The organism is Vibrio gigantis (assembly GCF_024347515.1).
GTDB classification, from domain to species: domain Bacteria; phylum Pseudomonadota; class Gammaproteobacteria; order Enterobacterales; family Vibrionaceae; genus Vibrio; species Vibrio gigantis.
In genome coordinates this window covers 1335677-1348308 of sequence record NZ_AP025492.1, presented here as the reverse complement: position 1 = coordinate 1348308, position 12632 = coordinate 1335677, and the positions used below count along the sequence as shown (strand labels likewise).

Annotated in this window: 11 protein-coding genes; 8 read left to right on the top strand and 3 right to left on the bottom strand. The window is 42.4% G+C overall.

The genetic code is table 11. The features are described from left to right. Positions 1-50 precede the first annotated feature (50 nt). Positions 51-863: an AraC family transcriptional regulator gene (locus tag OCV56_RS06125; RefSeq protein WP_086713107.1), complete on the top strand. Its 813-nt coding sequence runs from the start codon at positions 51-53 to the stop codon at positions 861-863. A 90-nt stretch (positions 864-953) separates the two neighbouring features. On the opposite strand, the gene serC is transcribed toward OCV56_RS06125, so the two are convergent. Further along, on the bottom strand, positions 954-2048 hold the full coding sequence (serC, locus tag OCV56_RS06120; RefSeq protein WP_086713106.1) for a 3-phosphoserine/phosphohydroxythreonine transaminase: 1095 nt from the start codon (positions 2046-2048) through the stop codon (positions 954-956). Positions 2049-2211: 163 nt separating this feature from the next. Beyond that, complete coding sequence (locus tag OCV56_RS06115; protein ID WP_086713105.1) at positions 2212-3474, bottom strand: DUF945 family protein; 1263 nt, start codon at positions 3472-3474, stop codon at positions 2212-2214. 184 nt (positions 3475-3658) lie between these two features. On the opposite strand from OCV56_RS06115, the gene OCV56_RS06110 reads away from it, so the two are divergent. The 3 genes from OCV56_RS06110 to OCV56_RS06100 all read left to right on the top strand — a co-directional run bounded on the left by OCV56_RS06110 (position 3659) and on the right by OCV56_RS06100 (position 6932). Beyond that, positions 3659-5602 carry an ATP-binding protein gene (locus OCV56_RS06110; protein ID WP_086713104.1) on the top strand — a complete coding sequence of 648 codons (1944 nt, stop codon included), beginning with the start codon at positions 3659-3661 and terminating at the stop codon, positions 5600-5602. Then, entirely contained in the window at positions 5595-6092 is a 498-nt protein-coding gene (locus tag OCV56_RS06105; RefSeq protein WP_086713103.1) for a response regulator, read from the top strand. Before OCV56_RS06110 ends, OCV56_RS06105 begins: the two co-directional genes overlap by 8 nt. A gap of 297 nt (positions 6093-6389) precedes the next feature. Continuing rightward, complete coding sequence (locus OCV56_RS06100; RefSeq protein ID WP_060467931.1) at positions 6390-6932, top strand: hypothetical protein; 543 nt, start codon at positions 6390-6392, stop codon at positions 6930-6932. A 146-nt stretch (positions 6933-7078) separates the two neighbouring features. Here the strand turns inward: OCV56_RS06100 and OCV56_RS06095 are convergent, their stop codons facing one another. Then, positions 7079-7660, bottom strand: coding sequence for a TfoX/Sxy family DNA transformation protein (locus tag OCV56_RS06095; RefSeq protein WP_060982740.1), 582 nt, complete (start codon positions 7658-7660; stop codon positions 7079-7081). A 357-nt stretch (positions 7661-8017) separates the two neighbouring features. Here OCV56_RS06095 and OCV56_RS06090 point away from each other — a divergent pair, with 357 nt between their 5' ends. The 4 genes from OCV56_RS06090 to panP all read left to right on the top strand — a co-directional run bounded on the left by OCV56_RS06090 (position 8018) and on the right by panP (position 12363). Next, the gene (locus OCV56_RS06090; protein ID WP_086713102.1) at positions 8018-8938 is read left to right on the top strand and encodes an HDOD domain-containing protein; all 921 of its coding nucleotides are present in this window, start codon (positions 8018-8020) and stop codon (positions 8936-8938) included. A gap of 54 nt (positions 8939-8992) precedes the next feature. Beyond that, positions 8993-9898, top strand: coding sequence for a lysine exporter LysO family protein (locus tag OCV56_RS06085; RefSeq protein WP_086713101.1), 906 nt, complete (start codon positions 8993-8995; stop codon positions 9896-9898). A gap of 174 nt (positions 9899-10072) precedes the next feature. Beyond that, positions 10073-10600, top strand: coding sequence for a hypothetical protein (locus OCV56_RS06080; protein ID WP_048658401.1), 528 nt, complete (start codon positions 10073-10075; stop codon positions 10598-10600). A 119-nt stretch (positions 10601-10719) separates the two neighbouring features. Next, positions 10720-12363: a pyridoxal-dependent aspartate 1-decarboxylase PanP gene (panP, locus tag OCV56_RS06075; protein WP_086713100.1), complete on the top strand. Its 1644-nt coding sequence runs from the start codon at positions 10720-10722 to the stop codon at positions 12361-12363. Positions 12364-12632: the final 269 nt, after the last annotated feature.

Below are 12632 nucleotides of genomic sequence, written 5' to 3'. Positions count from 1 at the left end.
TGATAGCCTAGGGTCGCCCCGTCAGAGTAGGGACATAAGGACACTTAACCATGCTAACCCGCCAAATCGATTCTCGTACCGGAGTTGTCACCTCCAATAGGATGATGGTCGCTAATCCAAATTCGCCCGCGCTCGTTAAGACTATCGACATGCCGAAAGGTTACATCGATGCGATGCACCAGCACACATGGCATCAAGTGATCTTTCCACTCAAAGGTTTGCTACAGACTCAAACAGAACACTATCAACACCTTGTGCCGCACACATCGGCTTTGTTTGTACCTGCCGGTATTTCACATGAGTCTATCGCATTGAGCCATACCACGTTTGTTGGTATTTACCTTAACCCAGCCTTTGGAAAGGAGTATGAGCCCGAAGTTCGAACCATCACACTTACTCCCTTTCTAAATGAGCTATTACAAGAAATTCGAAGACAGTGTGAGGGCTTGGTGAGCGATGAAGAAGTGTCTCGCCTACTGTCCGTATTGCACGACCAAATAATGAAAGACAACGTACAAACATTTCAGCTGTTATTGCCACAAGACAGGCGTTTGAAGTTGATATTTGAAGCCCTCACTGATGAGCCAAATTTAGACTTGTCACTCAAAGAGTGGGGAGAAAAAGTCGGAGCATCGGAACGAACATTATCGCGATTATTCTCAAAAGAATTCAACACGTCATTTCAGCTGTGGCGACAACAAATACGACTGATTTATTCATTATCTTTGCTTGATGAAGAACTCTCGATTCAACGAATTGCTGACCTAGTTGGCTATCAAAACGACTCATCGTACATCAAGACGTTTAGAGCATATTTTAACGTCACGCCGCAGCAATTTCGTTTAAACAGCAAAAGAAAATAGTTAGTGTTGCTGAGAAATGGTTGAGGGGCTAAAAAAGAAAAAGAGGAGCTAATAGCTCCTCTTTGAATGGTTCAATCTCGTGTGACCAGATTAAGCGTACTTCTCTTCGAAATCTTTCATGAAACTAACCAACGCTTGAACGCCTTCCAAAGACATTGCGTTGTAAAGTGAAGCTCTCATTCCACCTACGGCTCTATGGCCTTTTAGTGATTTCAGACCCGCAGCGTCAGCCAACTCTAAGAACTTGCCATCTAGCTCAGGTTTCGCAAGTTGGAACGGTACGTTCATTCTTGAACGGTTTGCAGTGTGAACATCGTTTTTGTAGAAAGCTGAGCTATCGATAGCATTGTAAAGCAACGCTGCTTTCTCTTTGTTCACCAACTCCATCGCTTCAACACCACCTTGAGCTTTCAGCCATTTGAAAACAAGGCCAGACAAGTACCAAGCGTAAGTTGGTGGCGTGTTGAACATTGAGTCTTTTTCAGCAAGCACTTTGTAATTAAGAATGCTTGGCAATACGTCATTTGCAAGATCTAGCAAATCATCACGCACGATAGCGATGCAGATACCAGCCGGGCCAATGTTCTTCTGAGCGCCAGCGTAGATAACACCATACTGAGACACATCAATCTTACGAGACAGAATATTAGATGACATGTCCGCCACGATTGGCTTATCAGTTTGAGGAAGCTCGCTGATTTCAATACCATCGATGGTTTCGTTTGGACAGAAATGTACATACGCAGCTTCTGGGTCGATTTTCCAATCTTTAGCGGGAACAACAGCCGCTTTGCCATCAATTGACGTCTTCGCGTTGAATACATCGATCTCACAGTACTTGCTTGCTTCAGTTACCGCACTTTCCGCCCAGTAACCTGCATCGATGTAAGTCGCTTTCGTCGCGTCACCTAAAAGGTTTAGAGGAACAGCAGCGAATTGAGCACGAGCGCCCCCCTGACAGAAAAGAACTTTGTAATTGTCTGGGATGTTCAGAAGATCACGTAAGTCCTGCTCGGACTCGTCTGCAACTTGAATAAATTCCTTGCTGCGATGGCTGATTTCCATCACGGAAGTCCCTAAACCATTCCAATCAATAAAGTCTGCTTGCGCTTGTTTCATTACAGGTTTAGGCAGTGCGGCTGGACCTGCACTGAAGTTGAATACGTTATCTAATGTAAGTTCCATGGGGATGATTGCTCCTGCTAAATAATAACTATGCAAGTAATACCATGTTTTACCCAACATAAAAACAACAAAAGAGGTCTTAAGACCTCTTTTGTTTTGTACCGTATAAAATGTTTAAGCTTAACCTGCTAAATCACTCTATCAGTATCCAGGTCAGCTCAGTTTATTGAACAAAAACTGGCATAAGTAGAGCGATTAACGGAATTTCTTGTCCATTTTCGAACACTAGGTTTCCATTTTCTAAGTCAGCACTGATTTCATAACCACTTTCTGTTTCTTTGATCATTTCCATCACAAGCAATTCATCGATACCTTCACGGATGAATGGGTATTCTTCAACAAGCTCATTTGAAAAGCTCGAGTGAAGGCTACCAGTAAGCGCTGGCATGATCATCGAAGGATTACTGCTGATGTTTTCTGTCCCTTCCGGTACGCTCACCAACCATTTAGATTCAAACTGGCCCTTACCTAGCTCTAGCGACATATTGTTCATTGAAAGATCGAAACCCTTAGCAAACAGAATATCGATAAATGGAATGATCTCTGCGACGTCTTCTTGGGTCAGTACTGGATTGGATTGGTAAATCTCAAAGATTTTCTCGAATGATTCGCTATCTAATTTCGATATTTCAAAATCAACGTTTAAGTTGTTCAACTGACCTTCACTGGTCTCGATATTTGCGATATCCAGTTTAAGATTGCTGCGCAGGCGCTTAGTCGCTTCATCTAGGTGCGAATCAAAATCGTACTTAGAATTTTCAATGGTCATGAATGGCTGCATTGCAGAATCTGAAACCAAGAAACTATCAATCGTGAAATTCTGAGTGCCTAACCAGTAACCTTTGGCTTGTTGGCCTGAACCAACACCTTTCAGGTTAGACAGTGTTACCTCTTCACCCGTTTCAAAATCGATTTGAACAGAAGGAATTGAAAGTTGGTAGTCCACTTGACCTAACACAGTCGCGTGACCAGTCAGGTTCGATTTAGTGATAGACACCGAGGTGCCATTCTCATCAGTGCCTTGATGATTGAATTGGCTTAGCTCGAAGTCGAAATCCGTATTACCATTCAGCTCTGTGCTCGTCGTTAAGGTCAGTGGCAGAATGTCTGCATTGTCTAATGTCGAGACAGCGTTAAGGCTAACCAAGCCATGGCTAACCGCACTATTAATAACAAACTCACTTGGTAAGCCATCAATCGCAAGTTGTTCTTTTAGATTTTCATCCGTCACAGTGATGCGAGTGGTTACATTAGAAGAAAGGTAACCCCTATCGTACTCAACGATCTCAGCTTGAATGCTCGAATTGTTAAGTTTTGCAACGCCATCAGTAATCGCATTTTGTCCAATTTGCCCAACGGCTAAAGGCCAGCAAAGAGCCAATGAGATTGCGCCGCCAATTGCGCCAATTTTTCTTAACTGTTCCATGAGTTCTCTTTCTACATGTGTTTGTTTTTTTTCAGTCTAACCCATCAGTCGCAAACAAGAAACATTGAGTTAAATCAGTCTATTGCTCGATACTCCAAATCACTCAGCAAATTAACGGCTAGCTCTCATCCTTAATCAGCTGTTCTTGCTAGGCTAGAAGCGTTGCGACTACTAAGGGCAAACTGTGAATCAATACGCTGTTATCTGTTTGGACAATAATCCAGTTAGCATCGAACGAATACGTACGGAATTAGCTCCGTTATCTTGTGTGTTCGATATCTACACTGCCGAGAACATTGAAGATGCGCACCACGCATTGGAAGACATCCACGACAATCATCAAACTGTTGCTTTGGTGATCACTCACCATCACTCTCAGTTTAATGGTGTGCAGTTTCTTATTGAACTCGAACAATTACCTCATAGTAATACGGCGAGAACCATACTCGTCAGTGCATCGTCAGATATTCAATCCATTCTAACTGCGGTAAACGAAGGCAGGCTTAATCACTGCTTAACCAAACCGGTTCAAGATCAGGTTCTTTTCAAGTCAGCACAAAAGGAACTGACCTCTTTCGTTATCCAGTACGATGCTGAAAACCTACTGTCCTACAGTGATGCGTTAGATCAACACCGCCTACTAAGAGCCCACATAGAGCAAAAGATTCAATCTTTTCAATCTGGCTTTATTCACGATTACCACCAGCTTTCAGACAATGCGCTCGCGGAACGTGTCTTCAATGCCTTGCAAGAGGTCTTCTCTAAAGGTGATAAAACCAAAGCAATTCGTGAGTACTCCCCAGAGCACTTGTTAACGGTTGAAGGTGAAGACAATCGCTTTTTATGGTTGATCATTGAGGGTGAAGTCGCCCTCTATAAGAAAGATGAATTGGGCCAGCAGCGAGAAGTGGTGCGTCACTCTAAAGGCAACATCGTTGGTGGAATGTCATTTGTGACGGGCGAGCCTTCGTTCTCTACTGGGATAACTCTGACCCCAACTCGAGTCATTAAGCTTGATAAAGAGAGTTTTGCTCAAGTGATGCATTCCAATAATACCTTGCTGCCTTTGTTTACTAACCTATTGCTCCGTCATTTCAATCGCCGCTTGCAACGTAGCATCACCAACAAAATCAAGCTTCAACAAACGCTCGAATCATTGGAGTCAGCCCACCAACAATTAATTGAAAAAGAGAAAATGGCCATGCTTGGGCAGCTTGTCGCTGGTGTTGCACATGAACTTAATAACCCCATAGCAGCAATTATGAGAAGTATTGAAACGCTGTCAGATCATCTAGATCAGATACTAGAGCAACTATCCGTTCCTCACTCCAATAAGGGAACAGAGGTATTAGCGTGTTCAAAATTGGCCAAACCGCTCTCCACTTCTCAGGAGAGACAATTAGTAAAACACCTTACATCAACTATCGATGAACGTGCTCTAGCCAAAAAAGTGGTGAGGCTAAATCTCAGTCAAGACTCTACGGTTTTAGAAACCCTCAAAGAGTCCCCTGTCGCAGGTAAAGAACTGCTGAATGATTTAGAACATTACCACTACGTAGGAAACTCTATCCGCTCCATTCAAGTTTGTAGCAAACGGATTGCCGATATGGTCAAAAGCCTAAAAAGCTATGCACGAGAAGATGATGAGCTTCGCCATTACACAGATATTCACGAAGGTATCGAAGATACGTTGGTGATCTTTGAAAACCGCTTGAAGCATCATCAGCTTGAAAAGCACTACGACACCAACTTGCCACCTTTGCTCTGCCAATCACTCGCTTTGCAACAAGTCTGGACCAACCTTCTTTCTAATGCCCTCGATGCAATTCCAGAACGGGGCAAGGTTTCTATCACTACTTCACAACAGACTAAAGACAATCAAACGTTTCTAGTAGTGCAGATATCAGACACCGGCATTGGAATCGCGAAGGAAGACATTCATTCTATTTTCAACCCTAATTTCACGACCAAAAAAGAAGGTAACTTTGGTTTAGGGATTGGGTTATCTATTTCTCAGCAAATCGTTTCAGCTCATCAAGGATTTATCTTGGTGGAGTCTGAGGTAGGCAGCCATACTCACATGCAGGTGTGGCTGCCATTCAAACAAGAAGGAGCACCTCATGAATAAGTACCTAATTTTATGTGTCGATGATGAACCTGAAGTTCTCAACAGTGTGCTTCAAGATTTAGCTGTATTTGAAGAAAACTTTATCGTTGAAGGTGCTGAATCGGTCGATGAAGCTAAGCAAGTCATTAAAGAAATGGGACACGATGGTATCAAGCTCGCTTTGATCTTGTGCGACCACATCATGCCAGAAAAAACCGGCATCGATTTTCTAATCGAACTGAATCAGCAAGACTCGACTAAGCCAACACGCAAGCTCCTGCTCACAGGACAAGCTGGCTTAGAAGATACGGTAATCGCAATTAACAACGCGGCTCTCGACTTTTATATCTCCAAACCTTGGCAAGGCGATCAGCTCAGGAACACCATTACTCAGCAGCTGACTGACTACGTGATTGCCAACGACAAACAACTACTGAATTGGACTTCGATTTTAGATACAGAGCGCATCCTTACCTCAATGGCAGATAAGCGGACAAGCTTTGGTGAATAGCGTTAACGATAAGTAGCGTTTAATAGCCAGAGAGAAAAATGGTACCCGATATAAGAACTGATCGAATACATATAAATTTTGGATAATTTGCTCGTCTATTTTTCTTAATCGGCGTAAAACATGAGATCTCCGTTACAGACTGCTCCTTAATTTGCTTGTTTTTTAACTAAATGAGTAAGGATTTACATTTTAATGGATTACTTTTCCGTAAGTTAGATTAAACTGTCTCAATGTTTATGGTTTGCCTGATTTTTCTCAAACCAAAGGAATTAACACTAATAAAGGTTTACGGTCGTTATGCGCAAAATACTACTTACTACCGCTATGCTATTGGCTTCTAGTCAAGCGCTAGCTGTCGATGAACAACCACAAGTAATGAGCAACTTCAGCTACGATTACTTCGAAGCACGTATCGGTGCTAGCCCAGTAACATTTGGTGGTGCGTTCAGTAAGTCAATTCACCCGAACGCTCACGCTGTAGCACGTATCGATTCAGAATTTGAAGGTGATTACGACTCAGCTGTAGGTCTTGGTTTTCACGCTCCAATCAACAACTGGGCTGATCTAACAGGTGAAATGCTAGCTCGTATCGTTCAGCCTGAAAATTCAAGCTCTACTGATATCGGTATGGAAATCAACGTTGGTGTTCGTCAATGGCTTGGTCCACAACTAGAAGTTGGTGGTAAAGGTGGTTACGTTTCTATCGATGACAACGATGATTGGACAGGTTCTGTTTACGCACGTTTCCACTCTACAGAGCTATTCTCTATCGGTGCTGAAGCTCGCATCAACGACTTCTACGGTGACCAGCTAATGTTCACTACTCGTTTCAAGTTCTAAGACTTAGCGAGCCAGCTCTCATGAGCACTTAGTCTTTTGATACTTAATCTTTTAAGAAATCCGACTAAGACAAAAACAAAAAAACCGAGGACATTCCTCGGTTTTTATTTATTAACAGTAATCTTAAGCATATAAGGCAAACTTCTTTAGTGGCAGCTCTTTAGTAATTGCTGCTTGCGTGGCTCTTGCAATAGTTTCCAGTGAATACCGTCAATTGCACCCGCAAATTTCCAAAGTAGTTTTAGGTCAACATCGTTTCCGTACGCTTCGCGAACCTTATTAAACACTTCAGGCGCGCCCAACTGCATAAACATTGAAACATCATCCACACCCGCCTTTTTAACCATACGCTCTAATGTGAGCTGCATATTTGGTAGATCTCTTAATCTACGGCTAGCTGATGATTTCTTGAAGCTACGCTGCTGAATTGAATTATCGATTGAAGTACGAATAATACAATCCAATTCAGGATGTTCACACGTAAACAGATCCGTAATGTCGTAATAGTTTACGGTTGCTGTTGTCTGTTTTTTTACATGACGATACTTTTCACAATCAAGATCCGTCAGTTTCTTATCTAATGACTTTCCACCTCTAATGAATAAACAACCTTCACTCAATAAAGCGAACATAGCATCATTTTGAAAGAGGCCAATACCTCCAAACATAGAACGTTTTTGATGCTCACCAAATTGATTCACGTAATTAATAAATGCTGTCTCGGTCATATCCGTTGATCCTTAATCAAATTACCCCGATTAGGTTGATCACCAGACAAGCAGCTTGTTATGCGAAAAATTTATAATCTATTTTTTTATTGTTTAGGTGAATATTATGGTTACCTTTCCACCTTTCAATAAATGATACTTCGAAAAGAAAAATAAGTCTGGACTTAGTTCACATCAATCAATTGAGTATTCCGGTTTTTCATGATTGACATCACAGTAAACTATCAAACTATGCTTAAATTTGGACACCTAGTGATACACCGGTTCAAATTATTAAAGGTTATGTAGACGGGTGAGTATTGCCTCGCAGCATCGTGGCTTGTAAAATAGCAGGACAGACCTGTTTTTACTTTTTATATGAATCATTTATCGTTTTTCTGGCTACCACAAAATAAGGCTCTTCTCTTAAAGGGTCTGGAATCAGAGTTTGCCCAACTTGTTGGACATTCTATCTCAGCGGGAAAAATAACACTTCCTCCTATCCCTAACGTTGTACTGAAGATTCAAACGCTTTGTACCCTTGAATCAACCGGGATTGCTGAAGTTGCCGAGTGCTTACTCGAAGATCCAGGCCTAACAGCTATCGTCATTCGTGTGGCTAACTCTGTCGTATTTAACAGACGCAACATTACCTGTGTCGATATTGTGACGGCTGTATCACGGCTTGGCATATTAAGAGTACGTGACATCGTGACCGCTCAAGCTATCGAGCAACTTAAACACTCGGTGAACCTCAGCAAAGAGTGTAATAAATTATTGGTTCAGAGCGCATCTGTATCAAAAGAGCTAGGCGCCACTATGGTACTGGTGACCAACGGCTTCAAAGAACTTTCCCCTCTTGAATACCGTTACCTTGAACATGAAAAATCACTGCTTGTTGGATTGCTGGCTGACATTGGTTTGTTCTGTTTGGTTAGCGAATACCACCTCTACCTCGAAAACGGCAATTACCTAGATCACGACATCGCTTTACAAATCTTCCAAGGCCAATGTTCTGCTACCAGTAAATTAGTGCTTAACCGTTGGGGTTTCGACAGTGACTTTATTGATGTGTGCAGTAATACCATCAATAACCACGAACAGCGTGAAGTGTCTTACCTGGATATAGCTCGAATCGCTAACCACCTGCTGATGTTCAGAAACAAGGACGAGAACATCGATGATCACGAAGTTGAACTTAACGTCACCGGTGCAGAGGTACTTTATAAGTTAAGCAACTTGAGCAAACATGATTTTAATGCAAAGCTAAGCGACGTGATCAATAGTAGCGGCTTCTAAGTCACTGTTAAATTACAACTAAATGTAATATGAAGTAAATGCAATGAGGAAAGCATGTTTACAGGGATGATCTTTATATTTGCACCACTCGTCGTGGGGTATCTTTTTGCAATTTCAAACGCTCAGACATTAGAATTTATCAACCGCTCAACATCACGGTTGATCTACGTGATTCTGGCGTTAATGGGACTAAGCTTAGCCGCCCTTGACAACCTAGGCAGTAACCTACAGACAATCCTTCTTTATACCGTCACTTTCTTTGTCTGTTTGAGCGTTTGTAACCTAATGGCACTGCCCGTTATTGATAAGCTACTGCCACTCAAAACCGACAGCAGCAAGAAGAAGCTTCCCCTCTCTTCTATGGCGATGGAATCTGCCAAACTCATCTTAGTGGTGGGTTCGGGGCTAATCGCTGGCTTAGTGCTGCCTATTGGCCTTGATTGGGTTGATACCGCAAGCGAATGGATTCTGTTTGTTCTTCTGTTCTTTATTGGTATTCAGCTGCGCAATAGTGGATTAACACTTCGACAGATCTTGCTCAACAAGCATGGCATGGTTATCGCAATCACGATTATCATCACCTCAATGTTGGGTGGCGTTATCGCAGCTTACTTATTGGATATTCCCCTATTTAAAGCGTTAGCTATGTCTTCTGGTTTTGGTTGGTACTCTCTGGCTGGAATCCTAATGGGCGATGCATTCGGTCCAGTCTACGGCGGAGCATCATTCATGCTTGAGCTACTTAGAGAGCTCGTCGCCTTAGTCCTGATTCCAGTGCTCATTCGTAGCTACCCATGCACGTCTATTGGTTATGCAGGCGCTACTGCTATGGACTTCACTTTACCTGTCATTCAAACAACAGGCGGCGTTCGTTGTGTGCCTATCGCTATCGTCAGTGGCTTTATCCTAAGCTTGCTTGTTCCGATATTGATGTTGTTCTTTGTATCTCTTGCTAACTAGATCGCAGGAATAGCATTTGTTTTAGATTAGAATGCAACTCGAATACCAATGCCCAAGACACCGATACAGTTACCTAAATAAAAAGACACTAAGTGTCATTGCTCAACGAATAACGATCACGGTAACCTGTAACGACAAAGTTATAAAAAGAATAAACTTACAAAAGGAACCACTATGAAACGCCTTTGCGTCGCATTACTGCTAGCTTCAACTTCTACTTTCTCTTTTGCAGCAGATTCAATGTCTGAGACAAACCAGTGCCAAGCAAAAAAATATGATGCGTACATCGATGCATCTTTGAATTGGTATGCCGACCTTGCTGCATTAACCTCAGAACAATATCCAGAGCTAACAGAAGTAAGTGAGTGGTTCCTAGAAGGCCGTAAGCACCACTTTGAGCTTAACCGTGCTGCGGTAAACTACTACCTTGTGAATGATTCAAGTAAAGTAGCAACTGAACAACCGGTGGAAGCTTGGCTGCAACTTGAGCAACACGACATTAAAACGTTATCAACACGTGATGATGAGCTTGGTAAAATCGCGAAAACCACATTTGACGACCGCCAATCAACGCCTCACGCTCAAAACTACGAGTTACGTTCTGCATTTGCAGAGCTGCTTAGCCACCCTAAGCAAATCGACACAGCGCTGCAGCGTTACAACCAGTCAATTAGTAAACTTGAAGCGATTAAGTGTAAATAACCCTTGGTTTAATGCGCTTTTATGAGAAGTTGGATTTCATAATTAAGACGGGACATTGTTCCCGTTTTCGTTTAGATTGTCCCGCTCGCGTCAATATAAAAAAAAATAACTCGCTTGCTATGGTTACGGAACAAAAAACAGCAGATGTTAGCTTCGACAGTCTTTTACGTATCTTCACGGTACCGGAAGGCCCAGATTCTACACTCACTCAAATTGAAGACAAACTTTCACGAAACCTGAATCAATTCTTACGTGAACATATCGTGGCTGAAGAAAAGCCGCTGCGTGAAATTGAGAAAGATTTTTCAAATGCTCATATCCCCGAGCAGCCTGAGTTTGTTTCTGAACATACTGAGCATCTCCTCGATTCTCTTGTATCTCATTCGGTTCATACGTCTTCGCCAAGTTTCATTGGCCACATGACCTCTGCGCTGCCGTACTTCCTGATGCCGCTTTCTAAAATCATGATTGCGTTGAATCAGAATCTAGTAAAAATCGAGACATCAAAAGCTTTCACTCCCCTAGAACGTCAAGTTCTGGGTATGTTACATCGCCTGATTTATCAAGATAGTGACCAGTTTTATTCACGTTGGATGCACAGTGCAAACCACTCTTTAGGTGCGTTTTGTTCTGGCGGTACCATCGCGAACATTACTGCGCTTTGGGTTGCACGTAACAATGCACTAAAAGCACAAGGTTCGTTCAAGGGTGTGGAAAAAGAAGGCTTATTTAAAGCCATGAAGCACTACAACTATGAAGGGCTAGCCATCTTAGTCTCTGAACGTGGTCACTACTCTCTGAAAAAAGCCGCAGATGTCCTTGGTATTGGTCAAGAAGGCCTAGTATCGGTTAAAACAGATAACGACAATCGCATTTGTACTGACGACCTACGACTGAAGATCGAGCAACTCAAGCAGAACAAGATTAAGCCTTTCGCCGTTATCGGTGTCGCAGGTACAACTGAAACAGGTAATATTGACCCGCTAAGAGACATTGCTGAGGTTTGTGCCGAATCAGATTGTCATTTCCATGTTGATGCAGCTTGGGGTGGTGCAACCTTGATGTCGAATAATCATCGTCATCTGCTAGATGGTATTGAGCTGGCAGATTCAGTCACGATTGATGCGCATAAGCAGCTTTATATCCCTATGGGCGCGGGCATGGTTTTGTTCAAGAAGCCAGATGCAATGACAGCGATTGAGCATCACGCCCAATACATCCTGCGTAAAGGATCTAAAGACTTAGGTAGCCACACACTGGAAGGGTCACGTTCAGGTATGGCAATGCTGGTTTACGCTGCTATGCACATCATTAGCCGCCCAGGTTATGAACTGCTGATCGACCAAAGCATAAATAAAGCGCGCTATTTTGCCGACCTGATTAAAGAGCAAAGCGACTTTGAACTTGTTTCAGAGCCAGAGCTTTGCCTACTGACTTATCGATATGTGCCTGAATCAGTTAAAGCTGCACTGCTTAAAGCTGAGCCTGAACATCGTGTCGAACTGAATGAGTTACTCAATGAGCTTACTAAGTTTATTCAGAAGAAGCAGCGTGAAACAGGAAAGTCTTTCGTGTCGCGTACTCGCTTAAACCCTGAGGCATGGGCACATCAGCCAATCATCGTTTTCCGCGTCGTGTTAGCAAACCCACTAACAGGCAATGAGATTCTTTCTTCAGTGCTTGAAGAACAGCGTGAGATCTCTAAACTAGCACCAAACTTGATGAGCAAAATCAGCAAACTGGTTACGCAAATCAACGCATAGTCATTCAATTTTAGTTGCATCAATTTGAAAATTTCTTTCTTTTTGATGTAACTAAGCTGTCAGTTCATACTCATTTTGCATTCTTTTTGCTCAAACCCTCTTCCAATTCTGTAGTTTTCTAAAATTTTGTTGAGGTTTGTCATATTCTTAGGCATTCATGCCGTGTTTTTGTATTAGTAAATAGTATGTTGGGTTTATACTAACTCTATGGTGCTAGTTAGCTTGATATCTATTTGAAGCATTAGTATTTACGATACCGAATTTAAGTT